18 protein-coding genes are annotated in these 17,353 nt (G+C 48.3%); 2 read left to right on the forward strand and 16 right to left on the reverse strand.

The genetic code is table 11. From position 1 onward, the window contains the following. Positions 1-5: 5 nt before the first annotated feature. The gene (locus ADN00_RS09135; RefSeq protein ID WP_152966309.1) at positions 6-458 is read right to left on the reverse strand and encodes a hypothetical protein; all 453 of its coding nucleotides are present in this window, start codon (positions 456-458) and stop codon (positions 6-8) included. Between the two features lie 139 nt (positions 459-597). Beyond that, positions 598-1,281, reverse strand: coding sequence for a TIGR00266 family protein (locus ADN00_RS09140; protein ID WP_075062669.1), 684 nt, complete (start codon positions 1,279-1,281; stop codon positions 598-600). 134 nt (positions 1,282-1,415) lie between these two features. Here ADN00_RS09140 and ADN00_RS09145 point away from each other — a divergent pair, with 134 nt between their 5' ends. Next, complete coding sequence (locus ADN00_RS09145; RefSeq protein ID WP_075062670.1) at positions 1,416-1,880, forward strand: NUDIX hydrolase; 465 nt, start codon at positions 1,416-1,418, stop codon at positions 1,878-1,880. 88 nt (positions 1,881-1,968) lie between these two features. Here ADN00_RS09145 and ADN00_RS09150 read toward each other — a convergent pair whose 3' ends face one another. The 14 genes from ADN00_RS09150 to ADN00_RS09215 all read right to left on the reverse strand — a co-directional run bounded on the left by ADN00_RS09150 (position 1,969) and on the right by ADN00_RS09215 (position 16,370). Then, positions 1,969-2,490 carry a DUF1858 domain-containing protein gene (locus ADN00_RS09150; RefSeq protein ID WP_075062671.1) on the reverse strand — a complete coding sequence of 174 codons (522 nt, stop codon included), beginning with the start codon at positions 2,488-2,490 and terminating at the stop codon, positions 1,969-1,971. A 497-nt stretch (positions 2,491-2,987) separates the two neighbouring features. After that, positions 2,988-3,998: a carcinine hydrolase/isopenicillin-N N-acyltransferase family protein gene (locus ADN00_RS09155; protein ID WP_075062672.1), complete on the reverse strand. Its 1,011-nt coding sequence runs from the start codon at positions 3,996-3,998 to the stop codon at positions 2,988-2,990. A 49-nt stretch (positions 3,999-4,047) separates the two neighbouring features. Continuing rightward, positions 4,048-4,452 carry a nuclear transport factor 2 family protein gene (locus tag ADN00_RS09160; RefSeq protein ID WP_075062673.1) on the reverse strand — a complete coding sequence of 135 codons (405 nt, stop codon included), beginning with the start codon at positions 4,450-4,452 and terminating at the stop codon, positions 4,048-4,050. Positions 4,453-4,534: 82 nt separating this feature from the next. Then, entirely contained in the window at positions 4,535-5,128 is a 594-nt protein-coding gene (locus ADN00_RS09165; RefSeq protein WP_075062674.1) for a hypothetical protein, read from the reverse strand. A gap of 1 nt (position 5,129) precedes the next feature. Continuing rightward, the gene (locus tag ADN00_RS09170) at positions 5,130-5,942 is read right to left on the reverse strand and encodes a CPBP family intramembrane glutamic endopeptidase (protein ID WP_082390016.1); all 813 of its coding nucleotides are present in this window, start codon (positions 5,940-5,942) and stop codon (positions 5,130-5,132) included. An 83-nt stretch (positions 5,943-6,025) separates the two neighbouring features. Further along, positions 6,026-8,062, reverse strand: coding sequence for an amidohydrolase family protein (locus ADN00_RS09175; RefSeq protein ID WP_075062676.1), 2,037 nt, complete (start codon positions 8,060-8,062; stop codon positions 6,026-6,028). A gap of 262 nt (positions 8,063-8,324) precedes the next feature. Further along, positions 8,325-8,555, reverse strand: a complete 231-nt coding sequence (locus ADN00_RS09180; RefSeq protein WP_075062677.1) for a hypothetical protein — start codon at positions 8,553-8,555, stop codon at positions 8,325-8,327. Between the two features lie 201 nt (positions 8,556-8,756). Then, positions 8,757-11,510: a LuxR C-terminal-related transcriptional regulator gene (locus ADN00_RS09185; protein ID WP_075062678.1), complete on the reverse strand. Its 2,754-nt coding sequence runs from the start codon at positions 11,508-11,510 to the stop codon at positions 8,757-8,759. A gap of 401 nt (positions 11,511-11,911) precedes the next feature. Then, positions 11,912-12,604 carry a DUF4386 domain-containing protein gene (locus ADN00_RS09190; RefSeq protein WP_075062769.1) on the reverse strand — a complete coding sequence of 231 codons (693 nt, stop codon included), beginning with the start codon at positions 12,602-12,604 and terminating at the stop codon, positions 11,912-11,914. 25 nt (positions 12,605-12,629) lie between these two features. Then, positions 12,630-13,292 carry a DUF4386 family protein gene (locus tag ADN00_RS09195; protein WP_075062679.1) on the reverse strand — a complete coding sequence of 221 codons (663 nt, stop codon included), beginning with the start codon at positions 13,290-13,292 and terminating at the stop codon, positions 12,630-12,632. A gap of 159 nt (positions 13,293-13,451) precedes the next feature. Further along, positions 13,452-13,682, reverse strand: coding sequence for a helix-turn-helix transcriptional regulator (locus ADN00_RS09200; RefSeq protein WP_075062680.1), 231 nt, complete (start codon positions 13,680-13,682; stop codon positions 13,452-13,454). Between the two features lies 1 nt (position 13,683). Then, positions 13,684-14,145, reverse strand: coding sequence for a hypothetical protein (locus ADN00_RS09205; protein ID WP_075062681.1), 462 nt, complete (start codon positions 14,143-14,145; stop codon positions 13,684-13,686). A gap of 213 nt (positions 14,146-14,358) precedes the next feature. Continuing rightward, the gene (locus tag ADN00_RS09210; RefSeq protein ID WP_075062682.1) at positions 14,359-15,753 is read right to left on the reverse strand and encodes an NAD(P)H-dependent oxidoreductase; all 1,395 of its coding nucleotides are present in this window, start codon (positions 15,751-15,753) and stop codon (positions 14,359-14,361) included. Positions 15,754-15,827: 74 nt separating this feature from the next. Beyond that, positions 15,828-16,370 (reverse strand): PadR family transcriptional regulator, encoded by a 543-nt coding sequence (locus ADN00_RS09215; protein WP_075062683.1) that lies wholly within the window; start codon positions 16,368-16,370, stop codon positions 15,828-15,830. A 101-nt stretch (positions 16,371-16,471) separates the two neighbouring features. On the opposite strand from ADN00_RS09215, the gene ADN00_RS09220 reads away from it, so the two are divergent. Next, positions 16,472-17,335 carry a pyruvate, water dikinase regulatory protein gene (locus tag ADN00_RS09220; protein ID WP_082390017.1) on the forward strand — a complete coding sequence of 288 codons (864 nt, stop codon included), beginning with the start codon at positions 16,472-16,474 and terminating at the stop codon, positions 17,333-17,335. Positions 17,336-17,353 lie beyond the last annotated feature (18 nt).

The raw sequence follows: 17,353 nt of genomic DNA on the forward strand, positions 1-17,353 counted from the left end.
CCTTTTTACTTGTTGGCCATAAGCTGCTGAAATGCCGCCCGGATATCATATAAATTCAAATACACCACCTGAAAAACGCTGGCCGCCATCAACGGGTAAAGATACTCGGCCGGATGATTGAAATGCAGATACATGCACAGCGTTAAAATGAGCACTTGCAGCATCAAGGCCATCGTCCAGGCGCGGCGGCGGCGCAGCCAGAAGGTCAGCACAATGGGAACGGCAAAGAAAGCGAAGGGAATAAACAGGGCACTCAAAACCTGCGCTTTTGGAATGGTAACCGTCTGCGAATTGAATAAAAAAGTGAGATGGTCGGCTGCGGGGCGGTTCAGCGCTGACAGAATTTGCGAGCCGGGTTGGGTGAGATCATCGTAGATTTCGGTGATCGAAATGGAAAATGTCTGCATCTGCAACCCAATCAACAGCGGGAACATGAGCAGATTCAACGCTGCTTGCATGAATAAGAAAACACCCGCCGCAAAAATTGGTAATCGGCGGTAAGCAGGAGCGGAAGTTGTTTGCATTCTTTGGAGCATGGCAATTAAATCATGGCGCATTCCGCCAGCGTATGCAAGCGGAATGCGCCTCTGAGGTCAATTAGCTGTTAGAAGACGGAGTGGGAAGGTGAGGCGTGAGCCAGGCAATGAAAGCATCCGTGGAGCGCGTTTGCATCAGCACACGCCCCGGTCCGGTCAGATCTACCACCAGGCCTTCACCGCTGAACAGAGTGGACTTAATCCCGCCAATGCTGCGCACGTGAAAACCCATCCCTTCGGTGAAAGCAACCAGATGCCCCGTATCCACGGTGTATGATTGACCGGCTGCCAAAACCATTTCATGGATCGCGCCGTAAGAGGATAAGACCACTTTGCCCCTGCCAGACACGTTCAGCATAATAAAGCCTTCCGAAGCAAAAAAAGTCTTCGCCCCGCTCCACTTGGTGTTGACTTGAATGGTTGATTCGGATGCCACATACGAACCAGACTGCACAAGCAGGCTTTCTCCATTCAAGTCCAGCGTGACCAGGTCGCCAGGCAGCGCCGGCGCCACCATCACCTCACCCCCTTGGGCTGAAGCGGTATAGGTGTTGACAAAGAAACTCTCCCCTCCCAGCAGCGCCCGGCCAAGCGACTTGAGAAGGCCGCCCGATGCGCGCGTTTCCACCTGCACACCCGGCGACATGCTGACCATCGATCCGCCTTCCACCTGCACCCCTTCACCGCCATTCAGGCGAATCACTCCCATCGAATACGATGGGCGATAAAGAATTTCAATGTTCATCCGTTTACCTTTCTATGATGGATGGATATGCCTTATTATCTTTACGAAAATACCTGGCGCGAGTCGCAAATGAGAATTGCCTGCACAAAGGCGAAAGAGTACAATTCAGTATCCATATCATCAGGGAGTTTTCCATGCCGCTCTTAAAATATACGCTGTGTTTCTTAACCCATCAAGACTCAATCCTGATGCTCAAACGCAACCGGCCGCCCAACCGCGGATTATGGAACGGCGTTGGCGGGCATATTGAAGCCGGTGAAACGCCTTCCCAGAGCATTCTGCGCGAGGTGAAAGAAGAAACTGGCATTGAGATTCCTGCGGCGCGCTATGCCGGGATTCTTACCTGGTCTGGTTTTGAAATCGAGGACGGCGGGCTGTATATCTTCACCGCTCAAGCGCCTTCATTTAATATACAACAATCCGAAGAAGGCTGGCTGGCCTGGAAACCCAAAGATTGGGTTTTTACTTCGCCGGAGGTTGTATCCAATATTCACGTTTTTGGCCCAGAAGTGTTTCAGAATTCACACACGCGCCAGTACCATTTTATTTATGACCGGGGGCAAATTAAAGAATACTCCTTTCGCGAGCTGCCCGAATGAGCAAAGGCAGTTTAGCATGGCACAAACCAGCGTGTTTAATTACCCGCACATTAAGAGGCGAACAACTTAAGGAAATTATAGAAATCTGTTATCCAATATACGTCAGATGTTGGTTTTGATCCTTTGGATGGATTGTGTGATAAATCCGCCGGTGCTGCTTTTGAAGCGCGTCCAGAATGGGAGTAGGCTCAAAGTTGGAAACCAACAAAATGTGCCGGCCAGGCGTAAGCTGGCTCAGCAGTTCATTCACTCTTTTCAGCGGCACTTCCCCGCGTTTCAGCATTTCCGTCCCGTCGAGCGTAAATTGGGGCTTACCAACAATCCACTCAGGGTCAGAACCCGCGCTAGAGGGCAATCCCGCCGAAGATTCAGCTGGCCCGGCGCTCAAATCCGCTTGCCCAACCGAGCGGCGCAGCGCATTGACAAATTCAATCGCATCCACCCCACCCACCTGCGCCACCTTCTCCAATGTGGCAAGTTTTCCTAACGTGCGGCGCAGCAGCGGGTTCTTTAAGTTTTTGAATGCAGGAGCGTAGTCAATAATTTGCACTTCCAAGAACGGGAAGGCCTGCAAAACGTCGAACAGCTTGCTTTCACGGGTAATTTGCATGGAGAGTCTCCTCATAGTCGAATCAAACAAATCTCTCCATCCCTAATTGAGGATTTGATCATTCATTTGAAGCCAATCCCATTGAAAACAATTTGAATCCAATGTCAACAATGATTAATTGATATTATCATACCCGAAAATTTTAATGGACCCATACAACATCAGCAGAGAATACTGGCAGCTCATTTAGCCTTCGCAGTGGTCGAACGCAGCTCGATAAAGAAGAAAACGGATCTTCGACATGGATTTGTCAAAGATCCGTTTCTCATTTCACCAGTTATCAGGTATCAATCAAATAGATTTCTTTACCTTCGAGAATCCGCACTGCTTGTCCCGGAACGAGTCGTTCTAATGTCCGCTTCGACGCTGCCTGAATTTGTACTATGGTTCCCCTTGGGCTCTCTTTCTCCAAGAGTTAATGTGGCAATCTCATCTTGACAAAATGGATTTTTTTCTACCCTTAGCTTGATGCCCAAGGGGTTCAATTTCAAATTGCTCTATGCAATACCCATCTGCATGGGGTAACTTGCCAGATACTCCAAAAGGTCATCAGGAAGTTCGATCTTTAACACCTGCCGGATCATCTCATGGTGAAAAAAACTGTAGATCAACTGGCGATTAATATCCGTAGAATACTCCGTGAAATGAGAACGTAGATTGCCGTCAATGTGTTGCTGTAAATCAAAAGAAAATGAAGCAGCTTTGTCGGAAAAATCAAACTCGGTTAAGTTTATCCATTTCTCACTACGATCCCATTGAGTCTTAATGTGAATTGTCAATGAAATTGGATCATAAATGATTTTCCAGATGGTATCTGGGCGTTGAGCCGCATCAAGGATTTTATATAAATCAGATACTTGTGGTTTGCTGCCATTATCCATCTGTTCCAACAAACTGGCAGTTACGCAAAACCTTTCTACAGAATTTTTAGCATACTCATCCAGAAATGCAGGGAGTTTATTGCCGTTGGAATTCAGGAAATTGAGTGCTTCAGTATAGATGGTATTGGTCAGGACAGGTACAGGCATGCAATCATCCTCAAAGACTTGCATGTGTCCATTCAAATATTCAACGATGGCAGAATTGCCTTTTCGATCCAGCAGGATATATTGAATGGTTGAAGTTGTTTGGGAAATCCTAACTTCAGCAAGCGATTTCAATGCCTGGGGCACCGTTTCACAAGTATCCAATAAAAACTGGATAACCTGTAATTCCTTGACCGCAGGGCGTGAATCCAACGATGGATATTGGGTCTCGCGCAGCGTTGTTTGTTCGACAATAAGGCCAACTTCATTCATCCCGCCTGATGGAAATTCTTTTCCAGATTGGCTAAAAACCACACTTCCGTAACAGGAAAGCCATTGAAGGGGTACCTCAGGGGGCATGAGCAGGGCAGTTTTGTGAATCCCGCGCTGGTTGGTGAATAACATGCCGCTAGGCAGAAAAATATCTTCGTTATTCGCCAAGAAAAACTGATCTCCAGATTCACAAATAAAAGTGGTACACATCAAATTTTCTCCGTATCCTCAATTAAGTTATTACAGTTTCCGAATGCTCTTATGGTCTGAATGCTTCGCCTGCGAGATATGTATCGAAAAATTCCTGAAATTTCGTGACTTTACCAGCCTCGATTGTCACCAAATGGACAAAGTCTGATTCATAGGTCTTGCCCGTTGGGAGCGCAAGGCATTTCATGGTGCCCACAACGGCAACTGAGTCATGATCGGTCAACATTTTGATTGGTTGCAACACCAAAATTTCCTCCGACTGCCGCCCAATGTTTGCCCATTCCAAAAAGCCAGCATGCCCGTGGTGAGTTCCACCTGCCGGATTGAACGGATTGGAAGGCTCCCCCCATTCAACATCTGGGTGGAGCATTGCGAGAATTCGATTAATATCGCGTTTGCCAAATGCCTCATACAGGCTCTTTACAATGTTGATGTTTTCTTCTTGTATATTCATTCCTAAATCCTCTTATTCTTGGGAGAATTGGTACAACGATATGTAAATTTGTTTTGTTCTGTATCTGTGGGCCGCCAGAAGGCTACGCGCCGGGTGTAGCACGGGATCGTGTTCTCACCACAATTTTCCTGATCGCCGCATAGATACCCAAAACGGCAAGCAGGGCAAGGATGATGAAATAGACAACCCATTTCGCAATCGTTATTGTACTGGCAATGTTCACCAACAATTCCAGGCGCACCGGATAGCTAAAAAGCAGTGTCAGGAGCAGGCCATTTTCCAACAGGTCCAGCCCACTACGCGCAACCGGCAGCAAATTTAGTAAAATCCATTGCTTGCCAATTCCTGACCCGCGCAGCAGAAGCGTGGTCAGCAACGAGAGCAGGCACATATATACCAGCGCGAAAACAATATCCAGACCAAGCAACTGGGCGTAGCCAATTCTGCCCGCTTCCCCAATACGCTCGAACATGCTGTAAACGAGCGAAGAAGAATACCCACCAGATAGCATGTCGAGCATTCCTACTCCGTTGCTGATGTTCCTGAGATGGATCGAACCGAAGGGGCAAACCTCCATCGTCCCGGTAACGAGGACAAACAGAACCAGCATCACCACGAAATTGCGGATATTGGTGTACTCTTCAATCAGGACTGAAAGTTTTCTGAGTGAGTTCATTTTATTCACTCCCCACAGGTAATATCGTAATTGGAAGCTGCGTATGTGTCTGGTGATATTGCCCTGCCACGCGAACCAGCCCCAACATAAGAAGCCAAACCCCAAACAAGCCGAGGACAGCAGGCATCGAGATGGTCCTTCCATCGTTGATCAAACTGATCAGGATGCGCATGGGCAGAAAGACAGGCCAGATGATCAAGACATTGCTGGTCAGGCGGAAAACAATGCTGTACAAGAGACCAGCCAGGAATAGAGAAAGGAGGTCTACCAGAGATGCGCCATAGGCAAGGTAATGCAAGGCGTACAACGCGGCGCTCAGAACTACCGATGGGAGAATCCCGAAGGCCGCTTCAAGCCGCGTTTGCACCCATCCACGCCAAAAGACGGTCTCAAAGAATCCGATGAACATGGCCAGACCAATCAGGGGCAGCAATTGCGCGAGGGGCGGAAACTGGACTTTTCCCATGATGCCAGCAAATTGCAGAATAACAAAAATCAATTGAATAAAATGACTTCTGCGCAACCATTTTCGGGTCATTCCCAGAGATTCTAATGAGCGATGGCGAATAAATACTGTCCAGTACAAGGGGAGGGCCACCCCGCAGAGCGCTGCCGTGATAACCGCGTACACGATGAAATAAGGGATGCCCCCTCTATCTTGTTGCCCGTTGATATTTGTCGCGATAGAGATACCGCCCATCACCAGCAATACGGTAACGGCAACAGCAATTAGATCTTTGTTGGGATTCCAGTGAAAAGTAAAAATTTGCTTGAGCGTTTCTTGCATAACGTGTATAGATATTTTGCGATTCATACTTCATTCTCCATAAACGGACAGAGACGTTGATGTGTTGGCCTTCATCTCCAGGGCAAAGATGTGTGCCGGTCGGGTGGATCCTATTTTGCCGAGCGCAAGCCGATGATATTCCCTTCCGTGTCCTGGATCAGGCAAATGTACCCCAGTTGTCCCATTTCAAATTTGGGCTGCAAGACGATGCCGCCAGCGGCCTGGACACGGCTGATAGCCTGGTCCAAATCATTCAACTGAAAGTAAACAACTGTTCCCTGTCCCGAAGGCTGGCTATTTTCGTTTTGGATCAGCCAACCCGCAGCACCGGAGGCATTACTTTTTTCTGGAAAGGCTGCAAATTTGACATCCCCAAAACTCATGGCGAATAAATTGGTACCCAAGACCTGTTCATAAAAGGCTCTGGCGCGGTCAAGATCCTGAACCGGGATATCCAACCAGGTGACCACGTTCTGGCCCTTGGTTTCAGGTTTCTCTTTGGACGGGTCATGAACCGAGCGCAAGCCGATGATGTTCCCTTCCGTGTCTTGGATCAGGCAGATGTACCCCAGTTGCCCCATTTCAAATTTGGGCTGCAAGACGATGCCGCCAGCGGCCTGCACGCGGCTGATGGCCTGGTCCAAATCATCCACCTGAAAATAGACAACTGTTCCCTGTCCCGTAGGCTGGTTATTTTCGTTTTGGATCAGCCAACCCGCAGCACCGGAGGCATTACTTTTTTCTGGAAAGGCTGCAAATTTGACCTCACCGAAACTCATCCCGAATAATTTGATATCCAAGACCTGTTCATAAAAAGCTTTGGCGCGGTCAAGATCCTGAACCGGGATATCGAACCAGGTAACCACATTCTGGCCCTTGGTTTCAGGTTTCTCTTTGGACGGGTCGTAAACAATTTTCCCCGATTGAAAAACATAGACAATTCTGCGAATTTCTGAGATGTTGCTGGTCGGGTCGCCATCCACCAGAACCAAATCAGCGATTTTTCCTTGTTCAATCGTGCCAATCTCATTTGCTAGTCCCAGGTGTTGAGCGGCATTGCTGGTCGCCGCGATGATAATCTGCATCGGGGTCATGCCTGCCTGCTGCATCAACTCCATTTCCTCAATCTCGGCCGCGCCGCCAGTTTGGAAGGAGCAGTTCATATCGGTGCCCATCGCAATCGAAACACCCGCATCAGAAAAATCTTTCAGGTTTTGCATGGAGATGGGAAGTTTTTGCGCATCGGTCGAGGTTTGCAGGATTTGCAGCGTGGGCACAAAGAAAGCTTGTTTCTCGATGAGCAACTGCGGCAAGGCATCGCCTGTCAGGCGCATCCCCACCAGACCATGCTCGATGCCGTCGGCCCCGGCTTCCAGTGCCTCCATCGCGTCCTGCTCATACCAGACATGCACGGTAGCGCGCAGGTTTTGTTTGTGCGCCTCATCGATGACGGCTCGCAACACCTCTTCAGAGAGTTTTTGAACCACAACCGGCTGGTCAAAAGTCTCCATCTCGCCGCCCTGATAAGACAGCTTGATGGCATCAATCTTCCTGGCGGCCAATTCGCGTACCTTTTCCCGGGCAATCTCGGCGTCGTCCACTTCAATGGACATCTGCGCGCGCGACCAGGGATCATCGGCAGTCAGGGTCAGCGCGGGATGCCCGTCTGGGGCGGTGAAATTGGGGCCAACAGTGAGCAGCCGCGGGCCAGGAATTTTCTGATCTTGCAGTTGTTGTCGTAATTCCAGAACAATGTCGAGCGGGTCATTCAGTGACTTGATCGTAGTGACCCCATGTTTCAAGAAGTTATTCATCTGTGTGGGAATCTGGTTCTCCAGCAATGCGCGGTAAGCCGCTTCGCCTTTGTCAAAGCTGTAGAAAATATGCAAATGAGCATCAATGAGACCCGGCATCAGGCTTTTTCCGGTGCCATCAATGATCTGCGCACCGCTGATGTTCACCGCCTCGGTCGAAATGGTTTGAATAAGGCCATCCTTAATCACAACCGAGGCTGTTGGCAAAATTTTTCCATTGCCGACGATGACGCGAACATTCTTTATAACGATTGTTTCCGGAGTTCCTGATGAACAGCCTGCCATTCCAAAAGTGAAGGCAAATATAAGTAAGATGGGAATAAATTTTTTCATTTTAATGACTCCTTATTATGTAATCATAACGGTGAAGCGGATAATGCCCACTATACCATTGGAGAATTATCGACTGGTCAGTAGGTCAGTCCTGTTGAGCGTTTTTCCAATCGGATTTACAAATTCAATGACAAGTCATTAACCAAGTACTCCTCAAATAAGCGAAGAACCATATCAGAACACCCTTGATTGAAATTTGAGTTAATGTTTTCATTATTTTCGTCTTAACCGATTGGATGATTGGCTGAGAGTCTTGTTCAGATTAATGGTTGGTCACCTGTCGGACCGAGAGGAGCTGAAGTCCCAAGTCACGGATCCGTTCTAATACTCCGTGAAGTTCGGCCTGGTCGATTACCGGCCCAACCATGATGGTGTTGCCGTTCTCATCCGAACTCAAGTCAAAACCGGCAAACCAATCCGACCAGGCAGGTGCCAGTGAACCTTTGACTTGGATTTCGAAGATTGCTACTGAATCTGTGTGAGATATTGTCATAAACTCTCCTGGAAAATGCTTTTGCTCTACTTAACAAATCTTTATTGATTGGATTATAGAAAATGCTCCCTGTCTTGTCGTCCACCTGAAACGGGTGAAAGAGCCTGCGCGGGTGTATTTTCGGGTGTATTTGCGCAATAAAAAACCGGCGGACGGAAATGCCCACCGGTTGAAGAAAACGTGTATTCCTGAGAGAAGGATTTAGAGAATGCCCAACTTTCGGGCTTCAATAATGGCTTTCGCGCGACTGGTCACGCCCAGTTTGGCAAAAACATGATTGATATGCCGTTTGACCGTGCTGACGGCCACGACAAGTTGGCCTGCAATTTCGGAATTCGTCATCCCTCGCGCCAGACAAACCAACACTTCCATCTCGCGCTCGGTCAGTGGTTCAACCAAACTGCCAACAGACCCGGCTTCCGCAACAGTCAATCCAGCCGCCGGAACTCCTGAGAGCTGAATGGTATGAGTATGAGGATCCACCGTATAACCCATCGCCGAGAGCAGCCGGATAGCATAGTTCAGGTGTGCTGTTTGATGCCGCGTCACCATTTCCACCAGCAAGGCGGCCACCCCAGCCCCCTCATCAATAATTGAGCGCACGTATTCTTCTGGTTCGGCAAGCGCCAGCGCCTGATCCAGGATTTTCAAGGCGGCTTGATTCTCACCCAGACCACTCCGAGCCAATGCTTGCAAAACCCATATCTGAATCTGTGCGCCAACCCGGCCGCTATCTTGGGTTGATGTGTGCAGACGCTCTAATAGCTCCAGCGCAGCTTTCTCGCGTCCTGCCGCCACCCAAACTCGCGCAATGGCAATATTTCCAACTTCGCGCAGGTAGGGTAATGGTTCGTTAATATTAATTTTTTCCTGCTCCTTTTCTGCCCAACGAAGAGCAGCCGCCAGGTTGCTGATGCCAGGATGCAACCACAAACGAACCCGGCACCGTTTTGCATTCGCATCGTGCCAGTCAGGCAGATGATAGAACCGGACAAATTCATCGGCTTTATCACAGGTTGTTTGGGCCGCGGAGAGATCCCCCTGTGCCAGGCAAACCTGGCATAATGCCTGGTAGGCTTGGGTTGCAGCCGCTGTGTTTCCCCACCCACCCTCTTGAGCACAACCCTCCTGGGCAAATTGCCTGGCAAGATCCAGGTGATTCCACTCATAATGGAGTTCGCTTAAAGCCGCCAGGGGACGCATGGAAAGAGGCAATCGATGGCCGTCGGAATCAATCGCCAATTGCAGAGCCTCGTGGAAAGTTTTCTCTGCCTGGTGTAAACGACCAAGCGCCATCTCTTGTACACCCAGGGAAGTCAGAGAGGGCACTGCTACATTAAGGTTATGCGACATCGCCCCCAGCCGACCAGACTCTCTTAATGCCTGGCACGCACTCGGCAAATCATTGACCATCAAGGAGGCCACCCCCAGGTTGTAGTAAGCGGTGGCCCGCAAAAAAACATTTTCTTCACTGATGATTGCAAGGGCATTTTGTGCCGCTTCAATGGCTCTCGGAGCGTCCAGAGTCTTGCCTGCCATAAAAGCGCGGATGGCCGCCACGGTCTCACGCAAGAGTTGACTGTTATTCGGTTCTCCTTTCAGATGGTGCTCGACGGCACTTAAATAGGTCTCAACCGGCTGAGCCTCGCCAGTCAAAACCAGGTACCAGGCTTGATAAAGGCTCAACAAAGGCCGGGCGAGTACAAGATCATCGGGCACCGCCGCCAACCACTCTCCGATTCTCACGATATAACCCTGTAAAATCAAATCATGTGCCCTGGTTTCGATCAAATCAGCTGCCCGGTTATAGTCGTTTGCCCGAATAGCATGCCAGAGCGCTTCCGAGATTAAACCTTGCTGCTCAAACCAACAACTTGCGCGCTGGTGTAAGTCATCGACCTGGTTCCCCATCGATCGTGCTAATTGGTGGCGCAAAAGATCAGCAAAAAGGTGATGGTAGCGAAACCATCGGCGTTCATCATCCAGCGATATTAAGAATAAATTGTTGCGGTTGATATAAGCTAAGCAGTCTTCAGAAGAGCGAATACCCTGAGATGGCGTCTCTTGAGGCTTCCATACCGCATCGCAAAGCGAAGCCGACATACGGTTCAAGATGGATGTTTGCAAAAGGAATGCCTGAATCTCTGGAGGTTGACGCTGAAGAACCTCATCGATTAAATAGTCGAGAATATAGAGATGGCTCCCTGAAAATGCTTGCACAAATCCATCAGGGTCGCTGGCGCCTCGCAGCGAGAGACCTGCAAGCTGCAATCCCACAATCCAGCCCTCGGTTCGCTTCTCTAATAAGGCCAGCATGTCGCTCGAAAGGTTCAAACCCATCACTTCCGATAAGAACTCCTCGGCTTCCGAGCGGCTAAACCGAAGCTGCGCCGACCGTACCTCGGTGAGCCAGAGACGGCTCCGTAGACGCGGCAACCCCAGGGGCGGGTCTGATCGGGTCGCGATGACCAGATGGATTTGTGATGGAAGATGCTCAATTAAAAAATTTATAGCAGTGTGAATCGTTTCCAGCTTGATTACATGATAATCATCAAGTACGATGATCAACTCTTCTCGTCGTTCGACCAATTCATTGACCAGCCAGGCCAGAATGGATTCGGTGGGAGGTGGTTGGGCTAAACGAATCGCGGCAATGATCGTCTCACCAAAATCTGGCCAGGCGATTTGAATGGTTGTCACAAGATACGCTAGAAAGCGGTTGATCTCGTTATCATTTTCATCCAACGATAACCATACAGCCGGCAGCTTGACCTGTCCCAGCCACTCAACCAAGAGCGTGGTCTTTCCGGACCCAGCCTGAGCGGAGAGCAGGATCAGCGAGCTATTCAACCCCGCATTTAATTGATTGATCAAAGCTGGACGCGCCAGGGTTTTGTGCCGTGGCCGAGGTATAAAGAGTTTCGTTTTAATTAATGCGTTAACAAACCGTTCCATGACGATTCTCGCTCTTTAAGCGCTAGTCAAGTGGGTGGGTTCTTGCCCATGAATTTAATTATCAGGACAAAACAAGGGATTCTTACTGACGGAAAAATGTCCAAGTAGAGCAGCAACTAGAGCTCCGTCTGAAGATACCGTCGATTATATATTTGAAGTATATTTAATTATTCCTGAAATGCAAATGAGAATTCCATATTGGGTTGTTTGTCATTTTCCATATGGTCATGTCAGGTTTCATCCCACCATGGCTAGATTTTCGATTCGACTTCAACCAGAAATAATCGATCCTTTGTATGGTTCCTAATCATGCAAAACCTATCGGAATCTCCACGGGTTGGAATACTACTGACAAATCGAATTTGATATAAACAGCTGCTTTCAAGAGTTGTGTTCCAGGTCTATATACGATGGCTAGCCGAAGGATTGAATCCCTTCACAATCAGCCAAACCGCCATGACCATTTCCTGCAAGAAGATCGGGAAATTCAAAGCGAATTGAACCGGTGACATGGGATCAATCATCGCAAACAGACCCAATAAACCAGTAGAAATCAGATGCATCAGCACAGCAATGATTCCCCACACAGATAACCACCGTGGGATAAGTCTTTGTTGGAACAATCCATAGTAGAAGAGCAGCGCGCCCAAAGGAAAGACGATGGCGGTCAATTGGGAACTAATCTCGGCTTCTTTGAGCAGCATATTTCCCAGCACTTCAAAACTTGCGGCGTTTACAGGGCTTGCCTGTAGATAAGCCTGGCTGAGGGCGACCAGCATTAGCCAGCCGATAGCACCTCCCAAATAAGTGACTGTCTCCAACGCCCCTCTGATAATCAGGTAGCCAAGCGCGACAATTTCATTGCGCTTCTTGAACACAGGAAACATCATCACCGGCACAAAGGCAAGAGCAAAACTCATCACCAACACCAACAAGGAGCCAAGAATCAATTGGTTCTGCTTCTCGGCGATTTTCACCAGATAATCCGGGGCATTCAATACAGGACCGGTCACCAGAAGACTCAATACACCCGCAACCGTCCCGATGATAAACAAAACACCAACCATAAAAGCAGTTTTTCGGTTTTCTTCCATCATGACCTCACATTGAGAAAAATGGTTATGAATCAAATACATTGGAATTTTTCTGAAGCAAAGTGATTCCCAACCCGATGAACCACACCAACTGGGTAAGACCAAACACAGCGGTCAGATCATTGAGCGGCGGCACAGCAGAGAGCAAACCAACAAAACCGACGGCCAATCCCAGATAATTGAGCGCTTTCGGCAGCCGGGCAGAGCGCAAAGCGGCCAGGCTGACCAGCAGTGTCCATAAACCACCCAGAATTTCCCCATTACCGCTGCTCAATCCGGAAGATACCGATTCAATCGTCAACCAGATGGTTAATGCCTGACCTGCATCTTTTGGGTAGAGATCCAGCACGGTTTTCATTCCCATGGTAAAGACCATTCCGCTGGCAATTAAGGTCCCCGCCCAGATCAATCCCAGAGCGGCAGCCGTTTGCATGACGGCCGGCGACCCGGTTTTCAAACGGTCGTACAGCGCCAGGTTCAGCACGACCAGCGCAAGACCAAAAACCACATAGGCGGCTGTGTACATGCCATACATACCCAGTTGGTTTTCAAGAAGAAATGCTAATTTTTCGTGAGGGTCGGTGATGCTGGGATAATTAGCGATGAAAAGAAAGAACACAATAGCTGCCAGATAAGCGGCTGCTTGGTACAGAGCGGCCGCGCCGCCCCATTTTTGTAACTTTTTCATTTTTACTCCTTATGTAGATTGTGATTATTCCGGTTGATAACAACATGAAGCCAACTGCCTGCCAGCTGTTGGCGGCGTTCCTGAGTGGGCCGGATGACTTCTGCGGCCCTCGCTTATTCAATTGAATCAGATGGGGATTACGTAAGAAAGGTGTAACGATTATCCAGTAGAGTCCTCCTCGCTGGTGTATGAGAACACCTCCTCCAGCGGCGCGCCAAACACAAGGGCGATTCGAAATGCCAGTTCCAATGAAGGGGCGTATTTCGCGCTTTCAATCGCGTTGATCGTTTGGCGGGTAACACCCACCGCTTCAGCCAACTGCTCCTGGGTCATTTCGTTATGAAGAAAACGCAGCTTGCGAATATTGTTGCGAACCTTACGTTTTTCCATTCTAGAATCCCCTTCGATATAAAACCATCTGAGAGATATCGCCAGCGATTTCAGCCACAATCGAAGACAAAATAAGCAGGCTGAACATCACCAACGGGGGCTGACCAAAGGCGAAGGTGAGCATGGCTGCCAGCACACCAAAAGAGAAGGTTATATAGGTTACGCGCGTGCCTTTCAGAGAAATCAGTTTGTCGCGCTCGTCTTCAATAAATTCAGAGGCAGGTGGTTCTTCCGCGCGCTGGGTCTTCACCGCATGGAAAATTGCGAGCAATATATTCGTGAGGATATTGCCGATGATGTTAACAATAATCAGCGTGACGATGACCAATGCCCATAATGCAAAAATCCGGGTCGCAACCAGCTCGCCATTTCTCATCATTTGAAACAGGTTGATCAGAAAGTAACCTAGAATCAAAATGTGGCTCATAAACGAGACAGCAATGGTTTTTTCTTGTTGAGACATATTCACCTCTTCTTATTCTTTACCAGTTTCATTGCGTAAACTTCATTATACATATTGTATATATATCTTTACTATTTGTCAAGTATTTTTTACATATTGTAAATAAAGTTTTACTTTTCTAATCAATCTTATGCGACAATAAAACGGCCGCAAGGCGACCGTTTTCCTCTTGATGAAACTGAATTGGATGAGAAAGCCTGGCGTATGTTTCACTCAGCGATTCAAGTTGGCGGATTCAATTACCTTTTGGGCTGGTTGCACCATTTGGCGTGTGATCTGTTGGTTAAAACCCTTACGGAAGGGTGGTATACGTAGTAAACCAAGCATGATGGAATTGGTGATTCGCGAAAGCCAATTGCGCTGTGGAAAGGTCTTATAAAAGCCCAATCGTTGGTACGCGTGGTGATCAGCCCGGAAAACCATACGCAGGCGGCCCCAAATATCATCACGGAAGACCTTCAACCCACCTTCCCCAAGAAACGTCATCGGGCGGGTAGCGCGTGCCTCCGCCATTTGCACTGCAGAAACCATCAGCTGTTGCAGCAGCCGCTCGATTTCAGATGCATCACCATATTCATCACTGACCAGACCAACAATATTAGCCTGCTGAAATTCGGCGTATCCATATAAAATTTCTTGTAGGTTTGGCAACTGGCTGACGGGACCGGAAATTACATAAGCAAGTTGTTTTCCAATCAACACCGGGGTGTGGGTATTGAAGAAAGAACGGTCAAAAAAAGTTTTCCAACGAGAGGAAAGGTAGCGATCAACAACCGTCCCCGCGTAGACCAGCACATCCGCAGTCATAATCGTTGTGCGATAGAACTCGGTAAAACTGTCTTTCCCCTCAAACGAACAAACATTGTTGTACCCACAATGCAAGCATCCCTGGCAGCTGGATTTAATCTCAACCTGGTTAAGGTCAATTACCTGCACATTTCCAGAAATCGCCGCCTGGCATGTTTTAACCATTTCCTCGATGTTGCTGCCTGGCCGTCCGCCATCGTACACAATTACCACCTTCTTTTCTCCCGCATCAAGCATCGCGGATATCAGTGATGCCTTGTAGAGAAATTCACGTTGAGATAGGGGTGGATATTGCCGCTGTGTCAACGCCCTGGATTCAATAGCGTGGAGAAACCGCTGCCCAAACTGTTTCAATTGGGTTCGGCCTTTTTCCTCAAGGAGATCAACCATATCGGGTGAAAATGCTTCAATATACCGCATACCCCAATCGTCACAGATACCATGAATGTAGTTATGAGCAGTATGGTCAAAGAAATGAATGCTGGTAAAAAGTGAAGCGGCGTATTTTCCAGCGAAAGCATCCATCACTCCCCGTTCATTCACCAATTCAATAAAACGCTTGTAATGAGCATGCACAATGAGTATGTAGAGGGGAAATGCCCACAAAACTCCATCCGCTAAACGCACGCGGGATATGATTTTGTCAAACTCCTGGGGGTCGGTCTCTATCTTTCGAATCTGTTGGGCAATATTTACCGATTCAAAAGAAACTTCAGGGTGAATCTTTTGCAGGTAATTTACATACTGCATGGTCACACTGATGCCCCCTTTGGGGCTTCCGTTCAACACGAGGATTTTCATAAGAGGTTCCTTTCCTTTATATCAATCATGTCATTACTAACATGTAATTTATGACATAATAAGACAAAAAAATATTAAAGCGATTCAACCATCTGAATGGTTTCATCCAGCCATTCCAAATAAGCCTTTTCATATCGCAAGCCAAGCTGTATCGTCGCATGCCAAAACCGGGATTCGCGTTCCAGTTCTATTGGCTTCTTTTCGTCACCCATACGGACAGTTATATTTTCATACTCTTTCAGGCGTTGCAAGTGTAACCTGCGTTGGTGCTGAAGTTCGGCAATAATTTGATGCGATTCGCGCTGTCCAGAGAAAAACAATCTCACCAGCAGTTCCTCTTTGATCGGGCTCATCTCCTGCATAGGCCGGTCCAACCATCCTTTTAGGGCGGCTTTTCCCATCTCAGTTACATGATAAATCCGCCGGTTTGGTTGTCCTTCCTCCTGGATAAACTGCGAGGTCACCAGACCTTCTTCTTCCATCTGGCGCAGATTGGTGTAAATTTGACTGTGATGCGCGTGCCAGAAATGCGCTGTGGAATGGTCCAGTATTTGTTTTAAATCATAGCCCGACATAGGCTTGTAATTGAGAAAACCTAATAAGATGAAACGGATCATGTTTTAAGTATAGCAAGATTAAATATATATGTCAATAATGACATATATAAGCATTGACATATAGGTCATCCAAAAAAGCTTGCGATTTTCATGAAATTAATATGGATTCAGAATTCAAAATATATAATGGAATTATGGAAGAACAGGCTACGCCATCCATCTTCATTGTCTCAGGCGGGGTGGGCGCCAGCGGTGAACAATTAATCCACACCATGCTGGCGCAATTTCCCGATGATGCTGTGAATGTAGTCACTGTGGGGAATATTCGCCAGTCAGAGCAAATTGATGAAGTGCTGCAAAAAGCCCTGCTGTCAGATGGGTTGATCGTCTCCACCCTGGTCGATTCTCATCTTAATAACCATCTCAACCGTGAAGCCGCCCGTTTAAACGTGGCATCTTTCGATCTGATGGGGCCTCTCATTCAATGGGTTTCACAAAAGACGGGAACGGAGCCGCTCGGCCAGCCGGGGCTATACCGCAAACTTCACCGCGTTTACTATGACCGTGTGGCAGCCATCGATTTTGCCATGGCGCATGACGATGGAAAAAACCCGGAGGACTGGCCGCAAGCGGAAGCAGTCATTGTGGGCGTATCGCGGGTGGGCAAAACACCTCTGAGCCTGTATCTGGCGGTTTTGGGTTGGAAGGTGGCGAACTACCCGCTTGTTCCCCAATTAGCCATCCCGTCCACTCTGTTCAGTCTGGAACCCCACCGCGTTTTTGGGCTTACTATCGATCCTCACGCTTTGGTCAATTTTCGCCTGCGGCGTCAGAGACACATCGGCGCGCCCGGTTCTTCTTCGTACACCGACCCGGTCGCTGTGTATGAAGAAATCCAAGACGCGCTGAAATTGTTCCGGCAAAATGGATTTACCGTGATTAACATGACCAACAAAACCATCGAATTGGGGGCGGACGAAATCATCCACCATCTCAGCCAGTCATCCGGCCAAACATCCACCTGACCAAGACAGACCAGATAA

The organism is Ornatilinea apprima, assembly GCF_001306115.1.
Lineage (GTDB): Bacteria > Chloroflexota > Anaerolineae > Anaerolineales > Anaerolineaceae > Ornatilinea > Ornatilinea apprima.